We start from the raw sequence: 16,750 nt of genomic DNA, 5'->3' as shown, positions 1-16,750 counted from the left end.
TTCACAGATGGCGACGTCGCTGCGCGGCTTGCCGGTCGTACTCTTCGCGGGCCGCGTTCGCGGACGCACGGGTCGCGGTCTCGGCCACAGGAACATCCCACCACGCCTGCGCCGGAGGCGGGCCCGACACAGTGTCGGGTGTTCGGGTCTGTGCGTAGACACATGTGGGACGGTCCGCCTCACGCGCTTCGGCGAGGGCTTTCCGCAGGTCACCGATGGTGCGGGTGCGGATCACGGCCATCCCGAGGGAGGCTGCGTTGGCCGCGAGGTCCACCGGCAGGGGCGCGCCGGTGTACGAGCCGTCGTCCGCCCGGAAGCGGTACGCCGTCCCGAAGCCCTCCCCGCCCACGGCCCCGGAGAGGCCGCCGATGGAGGCGTAGCCGTGGTTGTCGAGGATGACCACCCTGATCGGGATGCCCTCCTGCACGGCCGTGACGATCTCGGTCGGGTTCATCAGGTACGTCCCGTCGCCGACCAGCGCCCACACCGGGCGGCCGGGGGCGGCGAGCGCGGTGCCGATCGCGGCGGGGATCTCGTAGCCCATGCAGGAGTATCCGTACTCCACGTGGTACTGGTCGGCCGAGCGGGCCCGCCACAGCTTGTGCAGGTCCCCGGGCAGCGAGCCGGCGGCGTTGATCAGGATGTCGGAGGCATCGACGACCGAGTCGAGCAGCCCGAGCACCTGGGCCTGCGTCGGGGCGGCGTCCTCGTCGGGGGCCGCGTAGGCCCGGTCGACCAGCTGCTCCCAGCTGCGTTTCCCTTCTTTGTACGCCGTCTCGTACGCGGGGTCCACGCGGTACCCGGCAGCCGCGTCCCGGAGGTCTTCCAGGCCCACCCGCGCATCGCAGACCAGCGGCCGGGCGGCGAGCTTGTGGGCGTCGTACGGGTCGAGGTTGAGCCCGAGGAAGCGGACGGCGGGGTTCTGGAACAGGGTCGCCGAGGCGGTGGTGAAGTCGGTGAGCCGGGTCCCGGCGGCGATGACCAGGTCGGCGCCGCGGGCCAGCTCGTCCGCGGTGGCCGTCCCGGTGTGCCCGATGCCGCCGACATCGGCGGGGTGGTCGTAGGGGAGCACCCCCTTGCCCGCCTGCGTGGAGGCGACCGGGATCCCGGTGGCCCCGGCGAACTCCGCCAGTGCGGCCTGGGCCGCGCTGTGCCGGATTCCGCCGCCGGCGACGATCAGCGGGCGCGCGGAGCTCCGTACGGCCGCGGCGGCCCGGGCGAGCTCGTCACGGTCGGGCCGGGGCCGGCGTACGCCCCACACGCGCTCGGCGAAGAGCTCGGGCGGCCATTCGTACGCCTCGGCCTGGACGTCCTGCGGCAGCGCCAGGGTGACCGCGCCGGTCTGGACGGGGTCGGTGAGCACCCGCATGGCCTGGAGGGCGGCCGGGATCAGGGCCTCGGGGCGGGTGATCCGGTCGAAGTGGCGCGAGACGGGCCGCAGGGTGTCGTTGACGGACACGTCGCCGGCGTACGGCACCTCGAGCTGCTGCAGCACGGGATCGGCGGGCCGGGTGGCGAAGGTGTCGCCGGGCAGGAGGAGGACGGGGATCCGGTTGATGGTGGCGAGGGCGGCCCCGGTGACGAGGTTGGTGGCGCCGGGCCCGATCGAGGTGGTCACGGCGTGGGCCGACAGCCGCCCGCGCTGGCGGGCGTACCCGACGGCGGCGTGCACCATGGCCTGCTCGTTGCGCCCCTGCAGGAAGGGCATCTCCTGCGGCCCGCTCTCGAGGAGGGCCTGCCCGAGGCCGGCGACGTTCCCGTGCCCGAAGATCCCCCAGGTGGCGGCGATCAGCCGCTCGCGGCGGCCGTCGCGCTCGGTGTACTGGGCGGCCAGGAACCGTACGAGGGCCTGGGCGACGGTGAGCCTCATGGGGTCTCGTCCTCCGCTCGGTGTCGGTAGAAGGGCAGCCGGGGGTCGGTGTCCTGGCCGGGCCAGGTGTCCCGGATCCAGCCGTGGTCGGGGTGGTCCCGGATCAGCCACTCCCGGGGCGGGCCCGGGGGCCCGGCCATGACGTTGAGGTAGTACATGTCGTGCCCGGGCGCGGCGATGGACGGCCCGTGCCAGCCGTCCGGGATGAGCACCGCGTCGCCGGTCCTCACCTCCGTGAGGATGTCGGTCTTCCCCGCCGGGGAGGGGGTGACACGCTGGTAGCCGAGGCCGGGGGTGTCCCCGTGCGGGGCGATCTCGAAGTAGTAGATCTCCTCGAGGCGGGACTCCTGGCCGGGGTGGAACTCGTCGTGCTTGTGGGGCGGGTACGAGGACCAGTTCCCGCCCGGGGTGAGGACCTCGACGGCGATGAGGCGGTCGCAGTCGAAGACGCCGGCGGCGGCGAAGTTGTTGACCTGGCGCGTGCAGTGGGCTGCGCCGCGGATCTCCACCGGAACGTCCCGGGCGGGCCCGTACCGGGCGGGCAGGACCTGCTCGCACCGCGCCCCGACGAGCGCGAACCGCCCTCCGGCGCAGGACCCGATCTCGGCCTGCCCGTCCCGGGGCAGATACGCGAAGTCGCTCAGCCCGCCGAACACACTTTCCCGCCCCCGGAGTTCGAACACCTGCGGCAGATCCGGCCCCGCCGGCGTCGGAGGCGCCGGGTCCGGGGCGGAGTCCCGGTTCCGGGAAGGGGCGGGCCGGGGAACCGGCTCCGCGCAGCGGATCGTGCAGCTGCCGGCCAGCGGGAGGACGATCCACTCGTGGTCCCCGCACGCGTGCGCGTACCGCTCGCCCGGGCCCAGCTCCAGCACCCTCAGCGCGGTGAACGCCATCTCGTGCGACGCAGTCACCGTCACGGCTCCAGCACCTCCTCCACTTCCTTCGCGTACGGCATCGCCGCCGAGCACGCCAGCCGTGACGCCACGATCGCCCCCGCCGCATTGGCGTAGCGGATCACCCGTGCCAAGTCCCAGCCCGCCAGCAGCCCGTGGCACAGCGCCCCGCCGAACGCGTCCCCCGCGCCCAGCCCGTTCACCACCTCCACCGGCACCGGCGCCGCCTCCACCGCCGTTCCGTCCCGCCGCATCGCCAGTACCCCGTCCGGTCCCCGCTTCACCACGGCCAGTTCCACCCCGGCCGCCAGCAGCGCCCGCGCCGCGGCCCGCGGTTCGGACTCGCCCGTCGCGATCGCGCACTCCTGCGCGTTGCCCACCGCCACCGTGGCGAGGCCCAGTGCCCGCGCGTACGCGTCCCCCGGCTCGTCCTCCCACAGCATCGGCCTCCAGTCGAGGTCGAAGACCGTGGTCCCGGACTTCGCGCGGGCTTCCAGCGCGGCCAGGGTGGCGGACCGGCTCGGCTGCGCGCTCAGGCCGGTCCCCGTCATCCAGAACACCCGTGCGGCCCGTACCGCTGCCAGATCCAGCTCCGCCGGTTCGATCTCCAGGTCGGGGGCCTTCGGCAGCCGGTAGAAGTAGAGGGGGAAGTGGTCCGGCGGGAAGATCTCGCAGAACGTGAGGGGAGTCGGATGGCTCGCATCCTCCCCCACCCACCGGTCGTCCACCCCGAACCCGCGCAGCTCGGCCCGCAGGTACGCCCCGAAGGGATCCGCTCCCGTCTTGGTGATCACCGCCACCCGGCGGCCGAGCCGGGCCGCCGCGACGGCGACGTTGGTGGGCGAGCCGCCCAGGAACTTCCCGAAGGTGTCCACTTCCGCCAGCGGTACGCCCGTGGTCAGCGGGTAGAGATCCACCCCGATGCGCCCCATCGTGATCAGGTCGAACGCGACATCGTCCGCGGTGGTCACAGGCAGTCCTCCCAGTCGTCTCGCACCCTAAGGTGGCCGTCATGACGTCCTCCCCGCCCGCGTTGACCCGTATCCGCATCGGTTCGGCTCCGGACTCGTGGGGTGTCTGGTTTCCCGACGATCCGCTGCAGACCCCGTGGGACCGGTTCCTCGACGAGGTCGCCGATTCCGGGTACGAGTGGATCGAGCTCGGCCCGTACGGCTATCTCCCCACCGACCCCGCCCGCCTCACCGAGGAGACCGCCGGACGGGGCCTGCGCGTCAGCGCCGGCACCGTCTTCACGGGACTCCATCACGGGCCCGCCGTCTGGGCGGACACCTGGGAGCACGTGTCGCGGATCGCGGCGCTCACGCAGGCCATGGGCGCGGGACACCTCGTCGTCATTCCCTCGTTCTGGCGGGACGACAAGACCGGCGAGGTGCTGGAGGACCGGACCCTCACGCCCGCGCAATGGCGTGAACTGACCACGCAGACCGAGCGCCTGGGCCGGGAGGTCCGGGACCGGTACGGGCTGCGGATCGTGGTCCATCCGCATGCGGACACGCACATCGACACCCCGGCGAACGTGGCCCGCTTCCTGGACGCCACCGACCCGGACCTGGTCTCCCTGTGCCTGGACACCGGGCACTACGCCTACTGCGGCGGCGACAGCGTCCAGGCCGTCGAGACCTTCGCGGAGCGGATCGGCTACCTCCACCTCAAGCAGGTGGACCCGCGTATCCTCGCCGAAGTCGTCGCGGAGCAGCTGCCCTTCGGGCCGGCCGTGGCCCGCGGGGTGATGTGCGAACCGCCGTCGGGGGTGCCCGCACTGGAACCCGTACTCGCGGCCGCCCAGCGGCTCGGCGTGGACCTCTTCGCGATCGTGGAGCAGGACATGTACCCGTGCCCGCCCGACCGGCCGCTGCCGATCGCCCGCCGCACGCGCGCCTACCTGCGCTCCTGCGGCGCCCGCTGACCCTCTGGAGGGATACGAACATGAGCACGCTGGGCATCGCCGTCATCGGTACGGGGAAGATGGGCGCCGACCACGTCCGCCGGATCGGGCGGACGGTGGGCGGTGCCCGGGTGGTGGCCGTGGCCGACCCGGACGGCGACCGGGTCAAGGCCGTCGCGGCGGAGCTGGACGGCGCGAGCGCGCACACGGATCCGGCGGCCGCGATAGCCGCACCCGGGGTGCAGGCCGTACTGATCGCCTCCCCGGGGCCCGCCCACGAGGAGGCGATCCTGCAGGCCCTGGAGCGGGAGCTGCCGGTGCTGTGCGAGAAGCCGCTGACCCCGGATCCGGCGGGGGCGCTGCGGGTGATGGAGGCGGAGCAGCGGCTGGGCCGGCGGCTGGTGCAGGTGGGGTTCATGCGGCGGTTCGACTCCGAGTACGAGTGGCTCAAGGAGCTGCTGGACGCGGGCGGGATCGGCCGGCCGCTGTTCCTGCACTGCCGGCACCGCAATGCCTCCTCGCCGTCGTTCTTCACCAGCGACATGCTGATCACCGACTCCGTCGTGCACGAGGTCGACGCGGCGCGCTGGCTGCTCGGGCAGGAGATCACGGCGGTGTCGGTACTCTCCCCGGCGCCCACCTCGGCGGCCCCCGAGGGGCTGCGCGATCCCCGGCTGGTCCTGCTGGAGACTTCGGGCGGGGCCCTCGTGGACGTGGAGATCTTCGTCAACTGCGGTGTCGGCTACGAGGTCCGCTGCGAGGCGGTCGGCGAGTCCGGGAGCGCCCAGGTCGGCGAGCAGCGGGCGCCGGTCGTCCGGTCCGCGGGGCGCAGCTACGGGGAGATCCCCCAGGACTTCACCGTGCGCTTCGCCGACGCGTACGACCGCCAGCTGCGACGCTGGGTGGCCGCGGCCGCGCAGGGCCGGGTGGCCGGGCCCGACGCCTGGGACGGCTACGCGGCGGCCGCGGTCTCCGCAGCAGGGCTCGCTGCCGCGCACAGCGGCGTACGGACCCCGGTGGAGCTGGTGGAACGGCCGGCCCTGTACCGCTGAGCCGTCCTCCCACCCCGCTCACCGCTCTCTGTGCACCCTCCTATCCGTTCGTTGTGCCGCATCTGTCACAGGCGTCGCCCTCGTGTCACGCATATCCGCATTACGCGGGGTTTCCGTCACAGCAACCCAACAGCCCCTCCCGCGCCTTCACCCTCCATCGTTCTCCGGGCACAACCTGACTGATCGTCTGTGTCCACGCGTCGGCTCCCCCGACGGCCTCCAGGCCGACCCCGCGGCGTGGACAAGGAGGTGTCGTGGATGAGCGACCGACAGCTGTGGTCGTACAAGGAGATCGCCGCCCACATCCGGGTCCAGCCGGACACCGTGCGCTCGTACCGCAAGCACGGGCTGCTGCCCGCTCCCGACCACGTGGAAGGCGGCAGGCCTTACTGGTACGCCGACACGATCCGCACCTGGGTGGCCCGCCGCCCCGGCAACCGGGGGCGCCGCCAGGACTGACCCCCGCACTCGGGGCCCCTGCGGAGGGGACCGCCGGGCCCCCGCCCGCAGGGGGGAGCCGCCCCCAGCCGCGGCGGCTCCCCCCCCTCCCCCCCTTACGCACCCCCTAGCGGCTTCCCGCGGGTATCCGGTCCGGCTCCGGTGCCTCCCCCGGCACCTGCGGCAGCGCTCCCGGCTCGGACTCCCCCTCGCTCAGCCCGAACCGCTCGTGCAGTCGCCGCAGCGGGCCCGGCGCCCACCAGGTGGCCTTCCCCGTCAGCTTCATGACCGCCGGAACCAGGAGGCTCCGTACGACCAGCGCGTCCATCAGCACGGCCAGCGCGATCCCGAGCCCCAGCATCTTGGTGTTGGTCACCCGGGAGCTGCCGATCGCCACCATCACCACCGCCAGGATCACGGCCGCCGCGGTGATCAGCCCGCCGGTGCGGACCAGTCCGGTGCGCACCGCCCCCTCGTGGTCCCCCGTCCGCTCGTACTCCTCCTTGATGCGGGATATGAGGAACACCCCGTAGTCCATGGAGAGTCCGAAGGCGATGCAGAACATCAGGACGGGCAGGGTGGTCTCGATGTCCCCGGTGGAGGTGAAGGAGAGCAGTCCGGACAGGTTGCCCTCCTGGAAGACCCACACCACCGCCCCGAACATCGCCGTCAGGCTCAGCGCGTTGAGCAGTACCGCCTGGACGGGTATCAGCACGCTCCCGGTGAGCAGGAAGACCAGCAGCAGCGTGGCCAGGACCACCAGGGCCAGTGCGGCCGGGAGCTTCTGCGCTATCGCCTTCTGGGCGTCGACGAGCACCGCCGCCTGCCCCGTCACCGCGGTGTCGAACGGGGCTTGCACCCTGCGCACCTCGCCGACGAGGTCCTGGGCCTGCTGCCCCACCGCCTCGCCCTCGGTGGCCACCGAGAAGTACGCGTACCCCGGCCGGGCCTCGGAGCTCACCGGCCCGGCCACCCGCACCCCGGGCAGGGCGGCGAGCCGGTCCCGGTAGGAGGCCAGGTCTGCGGGGCCGGCCGCGCCCTCGGCCAGTACGGTCAGCCCGGCGCCGGGGCTACCCGGGAAGCCGTCGCGGATCTGCTGCTGGACCAGGTGGGACGAGGCGGTCTTCGGCAGCTGCCGGTCGTCCACGGTGCCGAACTTCACCCCGAGGAACGGCAGTCCGAGGAGGAGCAGCCCGGCCGTGGTGGCGATGGCGAACACCGGGGCACGGCGCATCACCAGCGCGGTCGCCCGCGCCCAGCCCCGCCCTGCCTCCCGCCCGGCCTCGGCATCCGCACCCGGCGCCCCTGCGGCCGCCCCGGCGCGCCTGCGCCGCCACAGCCGCCGCAGGTCGAGGGAGTTGACCCGCTCCCCGAGCAGCACCAGCGCCGCCGGCAGCAGGATCAGGGCGGCGCCGGCCGCGAGCAGGACCACCGCGACCCCGGAGTAGGCGAAGGACCGCAGGAAGTACATCGGGAAGAACAGCATCGCCGAGAGCGAGACGGCCACGGTCAGCGCCGAGAACAGCACCGTGCGCCCGGCGGTCCGCAGCGTGGCCCCCACGGCTGCCACCGGATCCCGCCCGGCGGCCAGCTCCTCGCGGAACCTCCGCACGATGAACAGGGCGTAGTCGATGGCGAGTCCGAGGCCGAGCGCGGTGGTCAGGTTCTGGGCGAAGACGGAGACGTCGGTGAACTCGGTGAGGCCGCGCAGCACGGCATTGGTGCCGAGGATGGCGACGATGCCCACGCCCAGCGGCAGCAGCGCAGCGACGGCACTGCCGAAGACGATGACGAGAAGGACCAGGGTCACCGGCAGGGCGATCACCTCGGCCCGCAGCAGGTCCTCCTGGATGGTGGTGGTGACCTCGCGCTGGACGGCGACCGGCCCCCCGAGGGAGACGCGCACCGGCCCGTGCTCGCCCCGGTAGCGCGGGGCGATCCGCTCCAGCACCGCGGCGCGGGTCTTCTCGTCGCCGAGCACCCGGGCGGCGATCAGGGCCTGCCTGCCGTCCTCGGACCGCAGCGCGGGCAGGTGCGTGCGCCAGTACGAGCCGACCCCGGCCACCCCCTGCTCGGAGGCGAGCTGCGCGGTCAGCCGCTCGGCCTCGGCGGCAACGGCGGGATCATCCACCCCGGCCGCCCCCGGCCCCGCGCCCGCCGCGGCCCCGGTGGCGGCGTCCACCAGCAGGAGCAGATTGGGCTGGGAGCCGGGGAACTCGCACTCCAGGACCTTGGCGGCGTAGGTGGACCGGGCGTCCGGGTCCTCCCAGCCGCCGCTGCCCATCCGGTCGGCGACGCCGCCGCCCGCCAGGACGGCCAGCGCGGTGACCACGAGGGCGAGCAGCAGCGAGAGCCGCGGCCGGGCCGTGACGATCCGGGTCCACCGTCCGCTCTCCCCTGGAGACGGCGGTTTTTTGACTTCGGACATGACTCGGTGTCCCCTTCACCGTGATTGCCAGGAAACTTAGACTGGCAAACACGAGCAGTCGCTCGCGTTTTCCAAGAATGCGAGCGCCCTCTCGCGTTTGTCAATCACCCACGGGAAGCAAGGGACGTGACATGCCGGAGAGGCCGCAGGTCGAAACCACCACAAAGGCCGCGAAGGCGACGAAGGCCACTAAGAAGGCTGCCGCGCCCCGGCGCCAGGCCCGCGGGGAGCGCCGCATCGCCCAGCTCCTCGCGGCCGCCGCGAGCGTGTTCTGCCGCACCGGCTACGCCGCGGCCAGCACCAACGCCATCGCCCGCGAGGCCGAGGTCTCCCCGGGCACGCTCTACCAGTTCTTCCCGAACAAGGAGGCCATCGCCATCGAGCTGGGCGGCCAGCTGCTGCGGCGCGCCCACGAGATGCACGGCCAGGCCTTCCTCCCCGAGAACCTGGACCGGCCCCTGCCCGAGCTGCTCGACGCCGTCCTGGACCCTGTCATCGCCTTCAACTGCGAGAACCCGGCGTTCTGGGCCCTCATGCACGGCTCCGGCATCCCCGGCATCACCCAGGAGCACGAGGAGCTGCACTCCGGGCTGCTGACCCGGGTCCAGGGGATCCTGCGCAGCTTCCGGCCGGACGGGGCGCCCGACGAGCTCACCCACGTCTCCAACATGATCCTGGGCATCTTCAAGGCGTCGCTCGACCTGATCCTGGCGAGCGAGGGCGCCGAGCGGGCCGCGTACGTCGCCGAGCTGAAGACCGTACTGCTGCGCTACCTGGAGCCGATGGTCACCGCGCCCCGCGCGCACTGACATCCGTACGTCCGCGCACCCCGCCCGCACTGACGTACGCACGCCCGCGCACCCCGCGCGCACTGACGTACGCACGTCCGGAACCGGCCGGAAGTGGCGGCGAACACTCGCATTGATACCCCCTAGGGGTATAGTCTCCAAGAGTCGGGAGGACGGTGGGGCGAAACCGCCGGCCCCGGCGACCGGACACGCCCTTGAAGAGGAGAACGACATGACCGCCGAGACGGACACCCAGACCACCACCGTCTACCGGGTGACCGGCATGACCTGCGGGCACTGCGAGGGCGCGGTGACCACCGAGATCTCCGCCCTGCCGGGCGTCACCTCGGTCAAGGCCGTCGCCGCGACCGGCGAGGTCACCGTGGTCTCCGCCGCAGCGCTCGCCGACGAGGACGTCCGCGCCGCCGTGGACGAGGCCGGGTACGAGTTCGCCGGCCGGGCCGCCTGAGCACCCCCTCCTCCGCAGTACCCCGCCGGGTCGTGCCGGCCAGCTCATACTGGTTCCGTACGACCCGGCCCTCCCCCAGGAGCCGGACATGAGCAGCAGCACAGTGCACGACGGGCCCATAGCGGCGGACGCAGCCGCCGAGGTCGAGCTGAGCATCGGCGGGATGACCTGCGCCTCCTGCGCAGCCCGCATCGAGAAGAAGCTGAACCGGATGGATGGGGTCACCGCCACGGTGAACTACGCCACCGAGAAGGCCCGCGTCTCGTACGGCGACGGGGTCCGGGTCGCCGACCTGATCGCGACCGTCGTCAAGACCGGGTACACCGCCGAGGAACCCCCGCCGCCGGAACCGGAACCGGAAGCAGAGGCCCCGGAGGCCGCGCAGGCGCAGGCCCGGGCCCCCCGCGACCCCGAACTGGCCGCACTGCGCCAGCGGCTGCTGGTCTCCGCCGTGCTGGCCCTGCCCGTGGTACTGCTCTCGATGGTCCCGGCCCTCCAGTTCGACAACTGGCAGTGGCTCTCGCTGACCCTGGCCGCGCCCGTCGTCGTCTGGGGCGCCCTGCCCTTCCACAAGGCCGCCTGGACCAACGCCCGGCACGGCGCCGCCACCATGGACACCCTGGTCTCCGTCGGCACGCTCGCCGCCTTCGCCTGGTCGCTGTGGGCCCTGTTCTTCGGCCACGCCGGGATGCCGGGCATGCGGCACAGCTTCGACTTCACGATCTCGCGTACGAACGGGTCCTCCTCCATCTACCTCGAGGTGGCCGCCGGAGTCGTCACCTTCATCCTGCTCGGCCGGTATCTGGAGGCCCGCTCCAAGCGGAAGGCGGGCGCCGCCCTGAAGGCCCTGCTGGAGCTGGGCGCCAAGGACGTCGCCGTCCTGCGCGGCGGCGCCGAGGTACGGATCCCCGTGGCGCAGCTCGCGGTCGGCGACCGGTTCGTCGTCCGCCCCGGCGAGAAGATCGCCACCGACGGCACGGTCGTCGAGGGTGCTTCCGCCGTGGACGCCTCGATGCTGACCGGCGAGTCCGTCCCGGTCGAGGTCGCCGTGGGCGACTGCGTCACCGGGGCCACCGTCAACACCTCGGGCCGCCTCGTCGTCCAGGCCACCCGGATCGGCGCCGACACGCAGCTCGCCCGGATGGCCAGGCTCGTCGAGGAGGCGCAGAACGGCAAGGCCGAGGTGCAGCGCCTCGCCGACCGGATCTCCGGGGTCTTCGTGCCGGTCGTCCTGCTGCTCGCACTCGGCACCTGGGTCACCTGGCTGCTGATCACCGACGACCCGACGGCGGCCTTCACCGCCGCCGTGGCCGTCCTGATCATCGCCTGCCCCTGCGCCCTGGGCCTGGCCACCCCGACCGCGCTGATGGTCGGCACCGGGCGGGGCGCGCAGCTCGGCATCCTGATCAAGGGCCCCGAGGTGCTGGAGTCCACCCGCCGCGTCGACACCGTCGTCCTCGACAAGACCGGAACGGTCACCACCGGCCGGATGACCCTGTCCGGCGTGCACACCGCCGCCGGTACGGACGAGCGCGAACTGCTGCGCCTCGCGGGCTCGCTGGAGCACTCCTCCGAACACCCGATCGCCCGGGCCATCGCCACCGGCGCCGCCGAAAGGGCCGGCTCCCTGCCGGTCCCGGAGTCCTTCGAGGCCCTCGCCGGGCTCGGCGTCCAGGGCGTGGTCGACGGGCACGCCGTCCTGGTGGGCCGCGAGCAGCTGCTGGCCGACTGGTCGATCACCCTGCCCGCCGCCCTCGCCGGGGCCAAGGCGGCCGCCGAGGCCGCGGGCAGCACCGCCGTCCTGGTGGCCTGGGACGGGGCGGCGCGCGGGGTCCTGACCGTGGCCGACGCCGTCAAGGAGACCAGCGCCGAGGCGGTGTCCCGGCTGCGGGCGCTGGGCCTGACCCCGGTGCTGCTGACGGGCGACAACAAGGCCGTGGCCGAGACGGTGGCCCGTGCGGTGGGCATCGACGAGGTGATCGCCGAGGTGCTCCCGCAGGACAAGGTGGACGTCGTACGCCGGCTCCAGGCGGAGGGCCGAACGGTCGCCATGGTGGGCGACGGGGTCAACGACGCGGCCGCGCTGGCGCAGGCGGACCTCGGCCTGGCCATGGGCACGGGCACCGACGCCGCGATCGAGGCGGGCGACCTGACCCTCGTACGGGGGGACCTGCGGGTGGCGGCTGACGCGATCCGGCTCTCCCGGCGGACCCTGGCCACCATCAAGGGCAACCTGTTCTGGGCCTTCGGCTACAACGTGGCAGCCTTGCCTCTCGCGGCCGCCGGCCTGCTCAACCCGATGATTGCGGGGGCAGCGATGGCGTTCTCCTCCGTTTTCGTGGTGACCAACAGCCTCCGGCTGCGATCCTTCCGCTAGTGGATCTTCTCCTCACCGTGCGCACACTTCCTTCACGGGAGACGCAGATCACAGTGATTGCAACGTAACCATCCGGCACTGGAGTGGGTCTAATGGGGCGATGCCAGGAACGTCTTGGGGGACGTTCACGGGGGTCTTGGGGGACGTCCGGGGCATCAGCCGGCCGGGACGCGTGCTCAACGGGGTGCTTTGAGCGGCCCTCCCGACCCGTACGGGTCCCGGCAGACACCCACTGGGGCGCACCGCGCGTGCGTTCCTCGCCGACACCCCGGCTCGGGTCCCGTGGGGGGAATCCGTTCCGGGGAAAGGAAAGCGCCCCGACCGTCGACCCGTGGGGGGATCGACGGCGGGGCGCTTTTCGCTTGCTCGAGGTACCTCGGGTCAGCGGGCCTCGACCGGGACGAAGTCGCGCAGGACCTCGCCGGTGTAGATCTGGCGCGGACGGCCGATGCGGGAACCCGGCTCCTTGATCATCTCGTGCCACTGGGCGATCCAGCCGGGAAGGCGGCCGAGCGCGAAGAGCACGGTGAACATCTCGGTCGGGAAGCCCATGGCCCGGTAGATCAGGCCGGTGTAGAAGTCCACGTTCGGGTAGAGGTTGCGCGAGACGAAGTACTCGTCGGCCAGCGCGTGCTCTTCCAGCTTGAGCGCGATGTCGAGCAGCTCGTCGCTCTTGCCGAGCGCCGAGAGGACGTCGTGCGCCGCCGCCTTGATGATCTTCGCCCGGGGGTCGAAGCTCTTGTAGACGCGGTGTCCGAAGCCCATGAGGCGGACGCCGTCTTCCTTGTTCTTCACCTTGCGGATGAAGGCGTCGACGTCGCCGCCGTCGTTCTTGATGCCCTCGAGCATCTCCAGGACGGACTGGTTGGCGCCACCGTGCAGCGGACCCCACAGGGCCGAGATGCCGGCGGAGATCGAGGCGAACATGTTCGCCTGCGAGGAGCCGACCAGGCGCACGGTGGAGGTCGAGCAGTTCTGCTCGTGGTCCGCGTGCAGGATCAGCAGCTTGTCGAGCGCCGAGACCACGACCGGGTCCAGGTCGTACTCCTGGGCCGGCACGGAGAAGGTCATGCGCAGGAAGTTCTCGACGTAGCCGAGGTCGTTGCGCGGGTAGACCACCGGGTGGCCGACCGACTTCTTGTACGCGTACGCCGCGATCGTCGGAAGCTTGGCCAGCAGCCGGATCGTCGAGAGGTTGCGCTGCTTCTCGTCGAACGGGTTGTGGCTGTCCTGGTAGAACGTCGACAGCGCGCTGACCACGGAGGACAGCATCGCCATCGGGTGCGCGTCGCGCGGGAAGCCGTCGTAGAACCGCTTGACGTCCTCGTGCAGCAGCGTGTGCTGGGTGATCTCGTTGCGGAACGACGCGAGCTGGTCGACGGTCGGCAGCTCACCGTTGATCAGCAGGTACGCGACCTCGATGAAGGTCGAACGCTCGGCCAGCTGCTCGATCGGGTAACCGCGGTAGCGCAGGATTCCCTGCTCACCGTCGAGGTAGGTGATCGCGGACTTGTAGGCGGCGGTGTTGCCGTATCCGCTGTCCAAGGTGACGAGCCCGGTCTGGGCCCTCAGCTTCGAGATGTCGAAGCCCTGGTCACCGACGGTGCTTTCGACCACCGGGTAGGTGTATTCACCGTCCGCGTACCGGAGTACTACAGAGTTGTCGCTCACGTCATCCCTCACCGACGTAGTGCCTCTTCTTCGAGGTGCCCTGACTGCCTCTACCTTCCCCCATTTGGCGCAGGAGAGTGCACTCGGGGTCGGCCTTTGGTCTTTTTGACGGCACTGAGTGCCTTCAACCTGCTCATCCTGCCCCCTCCGCGGCGGTGCCGGAACCCCAAATGATCGATCATTTAGGTGATGTTTCCCACCGGTATCCGTCCGGACAGCCTGGGCGCGACCGCCGTGTACCTCCTGCCTGCAGAAACGGTACGCACAGCCTGGCCGAGGGCCTTGCGGGACCCGACCAGCACGACGAGTTTCTTCGCCCTGGTCACCGCCGTGTAGAGCAAGTTGCGCTGGAGCATCATCCAAGCGCCGGTCGTGACCGGGATCACCACGGCCGGATATTCACTCCCCTGGGAGCGGTGGATGGTGACGGCGTACGCGTGGGCCAGCTCGTCCAGTTCGGCGAACTCGTAGCCGACCTCCTCGTCCTCCTCCGTCCGCACCGTCAGCCGCTGCTCGTCCACGTCGAGGGCGGTGACCACGCCGACCGTGCCGTTGAAGACGCCGTTGGCACCCTTCTCGTAGTTGTTGCGGATCTGGGTGACCTTGTCGCCGACCCGGAAGACCCGGCCGCCGAACCGCTTCTCGGGCAGGTCGGGCCGGGCCGGCGTGATGGCCTGCTGGAGCAGGCCGTTGAGGTTCCCGGCGCCGGCGGGGCCGCGGTGCATGGGCGCGAGCACCTGGACGTCGCGGCGCGGGTCCAGCCCGAACCGGGCCGGAATCCTGCGGGCCGCCACGTCGACGGCGAGCCGTCCGGCCTGCTCTGTGTCCTCCTCCGGGAACAGGAAGAAGTCCGGCAGCCCGTCGGTGAGCGGCGGCAGGCCCGTGTTGATCCGGTGGGCGTTGGTGACCACGCCCGACTCCTGGGCCTGCCGGAAGATCCTGGTCAGCCGGACCGCGGGCACCGGCCCGCCCTCGGCGAGCAGGTCCCGCAGCACCTCCCCGGCGCCGACCGAGGGCAGCTGGTCCACATCCCCGACCAGCAACAGGTGCGCACCCGGTGCCACTGCCTTGACCAGCTTGTTCGCCAGCAGCAGGTCCAGCATCGAGGCCTCGTCGACCACCACCAGGTCCGCGTCCAGCGGGCGTTCCCGGTCGTACGCCGCGTCCCCGCCCGGCTTGAGCTCCAGCAGCCGGTGCACGGTGGACGCCTCGGCGCCGGTGAGCTCCGCGAGCCGTTTCGCGGCCCGGCCGGTGGGCGCGGCGAGCACGACCTTGGCCTTCTTGGCCCGGGCCAGCTCCACGATCGAGCGCACGGTGAACGACTTCCCGCAGCCCGGCCCGCCGGTGAGGACGGCCACTCTGCGGGTCAGCGCCAGTCGGACGGCATCCCGCTGCTCGGGGGCCAGCTTGGCCCCGGTGCGCCCGGCCAGCCAGCCCAGGGCCTTGTCCCAGTCCACGTCCTGGAAGCCCGGCATCCGGTCCTCGTCGGCGTTCAGCAGCCGCCGCACCTGCCCGACCAGGGAGAGTTCGGCGCGGTGGAAGGGCACCAGGTACACGGCGGTGAGCGGGTCCGGGCCGCCTTGCGGATCCGGCACGGATTCCCTGACGACGCCCTCCGGGTCGGCGGCGAGCTCGGCCAGGCATTCGATGACGAGTCCGGTGTCCACCTGGAGCAGCTTGACCCCGTCGGCGATGAGCCGCTCCTCGGGCAGGAAGCAGTGCCCCTGGTCGGTGGACTGGGACAGGGCGTACTGGAGCCCGGCCTTGACCCGTTCGGGGCTGTCGTGCGGTATGCCGACGGCCTGGGCGATCCGGTCGGCGGTGAGGAAGCCGATGCCCCACACGTCGGCTGCGAGCCGGTACGGCTGGTTCTTGACCACCGAGATGGAGGCGTCGGCGTACTTCTTGTAGATCCGGACCGCGATGGAGGTGGAGACGCCGACGCCCTGGAGGAAGACCATGACCTCCTTGATCGCCTTCTGCTCCTCCCACGCGGCGCCGATCAGCTTGGTCCGCTTGGGGCCGAGCCCGGGCACCTCGATCAGCCGCTTCGGCTCGGCCTCGATGACGTCGAGGGTGTCGGTGCCGAAGTGCTCCACGATCCGGTCGGCGATCTTCGGGCCGATGCCCTTGATCAGGCCCGAGCCGAGGTAGCGGCGTATGCCCTGGATGGTCGCGGGGAGCACGGTGCGGTAGTTCTCCACCGTGAACTGCTTGCCGTACTGGGGGTGGGAGCCCCAGCGGCCCTCCATGCGCAGCGATTCGCCGGGCTGGGCCCCGAGCAGGGAGCCGACGACCGTGAGCAGGTCCCCGCTGCCGCGGCCGGTGTCGACCCGGGCGACCGTGTAGCCGCTCTCCTCGTTGGCGTAGGTGATGCGCTCGAGCACCCCCTCGACCACTGCCAGTTGCACCGCCCCGTTGATTGCCATGGCAATGAAAGTACCGCCCGCCACCGACAGCCCGTCAGGCCTGTGGACAACCCGGCAAGACCCAGAAGGGGGTCCGGCCTCGCGGCCGGACCCCCTCACGGTTACCCCTCCCGTGTCGCACTTCCCGATCCCCCCAGATCCCTCCCCGGAAGTGCCGACGCACCATACGACCCGCTGCCCCGTCCGGGGGTTGCACACGGAATCGGAACTTTACGTTTCCATTACTTACAGGCCCTCCGGGGCCGGTCCGAAGTGCCCTTGAACCGCCGCAGAAGGAACGTTCCCGGCATGAGCGAACCTTCGCTCCAGGACGACGTGCTCGACGCCACCGCGGAGGGCGGCGGACTCGGCGACCTGCCGGACCGGATCCCGGGCGGCGGCAGGAAGCAGCCCGCTACCCTGGGACGCCATGGAGCCCCCTGCTGACAA

At 71.8% G+C, this 16,750-nt stretch carries 13 protein-coding genes; 7 read left to right on the top strand and 6 right to left on the bottom strand.

Annotated elements, in window-relative coordinates; translation table 11 throughout:
- Position 1: 1 nt before the first annotated feature.
- The 3 genes from iolD to iolC are packed head-to-tail and all read right to left on the bottom strand — an operon-like array spanning position 2 to position 3,695.
- Positions 2 to 1,870, bottom strand: coding sequence for a 3D-(3,5/4)-trihydroxycyclohexane-1,2-dione acylhydrolase (decyclizing) (gene iolD, locus AB5J51_RS25500; protein WP_053785580.1), 1,869 nt, complete (start codon positions 1,868 to 1,870; stop codon positions 2 to 4).
- The gene (gene iolB / locus AB5J51_RS25495) at positions 1,867 to 2,763 is read right to left on the bottom strand and encodes a 5-deoxy-glucuronate isomerase (protein ID WP_369780315.1); all 897 of its coding nucleotides are present in this window, start codon (positions 2,761 to 2,763) and stop codon (positions 1,867 to 1,869) included. Before iolB ends, iolD begins: the two co-directional genes overlap by 4 nt.
- 20 nt (positions 2,764 to 2,783) lie before the next feature.
- The gene (gene iolC, locus AB5J51_RS25490; RefSeq protein ID WP_369780314.1) at positions 2,784 to 3,695 is read right to left on the bottom strand and encodes a 5-dehydro-2-deoxygluconokinase; all 912 of its coding nucleotides are present in this window, start codon (positions 3,693 to 3,695) and stop codon (positions 2,784 to 2,786) included.
- A gap of 80 nt (positions 3,696 to 3,775) precedes the next feature.
- Here iolC and AB5J51_RS25485 point away from each other — a divergent pair, with 80 nt between their 5' ends.
- The 3 genes from AB5J51_RS25485 to AB5J51_RS25475 all read left to right on the top strand — a co-directional run bounded on the left by AB5J51_RS25485 (position 3,776) and on the right by AB5J51_RS25475 (position 6,180).
- Complete coding sequence (locus AB5J51_RS25485; RefSeq protein ID WP_053785578.1) at positions 3,776 to 4,690, top strand: sugar phosphate isomerase/epimerase; 915 nt, start codon at positions 3,776 to 3,778, stop codon at positions 4,688 to 4,690.
- A gap of 20 nt (positions 4,691 to 4,710) precedes the next feature.
- Positions 4,711 to 5,721: a Gfo/Idh/MocA family protein gene (locus tag AB5J51_RS25480; protein ID WP_053785577.1), complete on the top strand. Its 1,011-nt coding sequence runs from the start codon at positions 4,711 to 4,713 to the stop codon at positions 5,719 to 5,721.
- Between the two features lie 258 nt (positions 5,722 to 5,979).
- Positions 5,980 to 6,180, top strand: coding sequence for a helix-turn-helix transcriptional regulator (locus AB5J51_RS25475; RefSeq protein ID WP_369778724.1), 201 nt, complete (start codon positions 5,980 to 5,982; stop codon positions 6,178 to 6,180).
- 106 nt (positions 6,181 to 6,286) lie between these two features.
- On the opposite strand, the gene AB5J51_RS25470 is transcribed toward AB5J51_RS25475, so the two are convergent.
- Positions 6,287 to 8,587 (bottom strand): MMPL family transporter, encoded by a 2,301-nt coding sequence (locus AB5J51_RS25470; RefSeq protein ID WP_369778723.1) that lies wholly within the window; start codon positions 8,585 to 8,587, stop codon positions 6,287 to 6,289.
- Between the two features lie 131 nt (positions 8,588 to 8,718).
- Here AB5J51_RS25470 and AB5J51_RS25465 point away from each other — a divergent pair, with 131 nt between their 5' ends.
- From AB5J51_RS25465 to AB5J51_RS25455, 3 genes are all read left to right on the top strand, one after another.
- Positions 8,719 to 9,396, top strand: coding sequence for a TetR family transcriptional regulator (locus AB5J51_RS25465; protein ID WP_369778722.1), 678 nt, complete (start codon positions 8,719 to 8,721; stop codon positions 9,394 to 9,396).
- Positions 9,397 to 9,607: 211 nt separating this feature from the next.
- On the top strand, positions 9,608 to 9,844 hold the full coding sequence (locus AB5J51_RS25460; RefSeq protein ID WP_369778721.1) for a heavy-metal-associated domain-containing protein: 237 nt from the start codon (positions 9,608 to 9,610) through the stop codon (positions 9,842 to 9,844).
- Between the two features lie 88 nt (positions 9,845 to 9,932).
- The gene (locus AB5J51_RS25455) at positions 9,933 to 12,221 is read left to right on the top strand and encodes a heavy metal translocating P-type ATPase (protein ID WP_369778720.1); all 2,289 of its coding nucleotides are present in this window, start codon (positions 9,933 to 9,935) and stop codon (positions 12,219 to 12,221) included.
- Between the two features lie 381 nt (positions 12,222 to 12,602).
- On the opposite strand, the gene AB5J51_RS25450 is transcribed toward AB5J51_RS25455, so the two are convergent.
- Together AB5J51_RS25450 and AB5J51_RS25445 are read right to left on the bottom strand one after the other, a co-directional pair.
- On the bottom strand, positions 12,603 to 13,892 hold the full coding sequence (locus AB5J51_RS25450) for a citrate synthase (protein ID WP_031145430.1): 1,290 nt from the start codon (positions 13,890 to 13,892) through the stop codon (positions 12,603 to 12,605).
- Between the two features lie 182 nt (positions 13,893 to 14,074).
- Complete coding sequence (locus AB5J51_RS25445) at positions 14,075 to 16,321, bottom strand: ATP-dependent RecD-like DNA helicase (RefSeq protein WP_053785571.1); 2,247 nt, start codon at positions 16,319 to 16,321, stop codon at positions 14,075 to 14,077.
- A gap of 288 nt (positions 16,322 to 16,609) precedes the next feature.
- Between AB5J51_RS25445 and AB5J51_RS25440 the strand changes: the two genes are divergently transcribed.
- A complete protein-coding gene (locus tag AB5J51_RS25440) occupies positions 16,610 to 16,747 on the top strand; it encodes a hypothetical protein (protein ID WP_168724446.1) in 138 nt (45 codons plus the stop codon).
- Positions 16,748 to 16,750: the final 3 nt, after the last annotated feature.

It is taken from the genome of Streptomyces sp. R33 (genome assembly GCF_041200175.1).
GTDB classification, from domain to species: domain Bacteria; phylum Actinomycetota; class Actinomycetes; order Streptomycetales; family Streptomycetaceae; genus Streptomyces; species Streptomyces katrae_B.
This window is presented reverse-complemented; position numbering and strand designations above follow the sequence as displayed.

Bases quoted from the DNA above. Each gene is read 5' to 3' on its own strand.
- AB5J51_RS25455 (WP_369778720.1), top strand. From the start codon at position 9,933: ATGAGCAGCAGCACAGTGCACGACGGGCCCATAGCGGCGGACGCAGCC.
- AB5J51_RS25440 (WP_168724446.1), top strand. From the start codon at position 16,610: ATGAGCGAACCTTCGCTCCAGGACGACGTGCTCGACGCCACCGCGGAG.
- iolB (WP_369780315.1), bottom strand. From the start codon at position 2,763: ATGGCGTTCACCGCGCTGAGGGTGCTGGAGCTGGGCCCGGGCGAGCGG.
- AB5J51_RS25445 (WP_053785571.1), bottom strand. From the start codon at position 16,321: ATGGCAATCAACGGGGCGGTGCAACTGGCAGTGGTCGAGGGGGTGCTC.
- AB5J51_RS25485 (WP_053785578.1), top strand. From the start codon at position 3,776: ATGACGTCCTCCCCGCCCGCGTTGACCCGTATCCGCATCGGTTCGGCT.
- AB5J51_RS25480 (WP_053785577.1), top strand. From the start codon at position 4,711: ATGAGCACGCTGGGCATCGCCGTCATCGGTACGGGGAAGATGGGCGCC.
- iolD (WP_053785580.1), bottom strand. From the start codon at position 1,870: ATGAGGCTCACCGTCGCCCAGGCCCTCGTACGGTTCCTGGCCGCCCAG.
- iolC (WP_369780314.1), bottom strand. From the start codon at position 3,695: ATGGGGCGCATCGGGGTGGATCTCTACCCGCTGACCACGGGCGTACCG.
- AB5J51_RS25470 (WP_369778723.1), bottom strand. From the start codon at position 8,587: ATGTCCGAAGTCAAAAAACCGCCGTCTCCAGGGGAGAGCGGACGGTGG.
- AB5J51_RS25460 (WP_369778721.1), top strand. From the start codon at position 9,608: ATGACCGCCGAGACGGACACCCAGACCACCACCGTCTACCGGGTGACC.
- AB5J51_RS25465 (WP_369778722.1), top strand. From the start codon at position 8,719: ATGCCGGAGAGGCCGCAGGTCGAAACCACCACAAAGGCCGCGAAGGCG.
- AB5J51_RS25475 (WP_369778724.1), top strand. From the start codon at position 5,980: ATGAGCGACCGACAGCTGTGGTCGTACAAGGAGATCGCCGCCCACATC.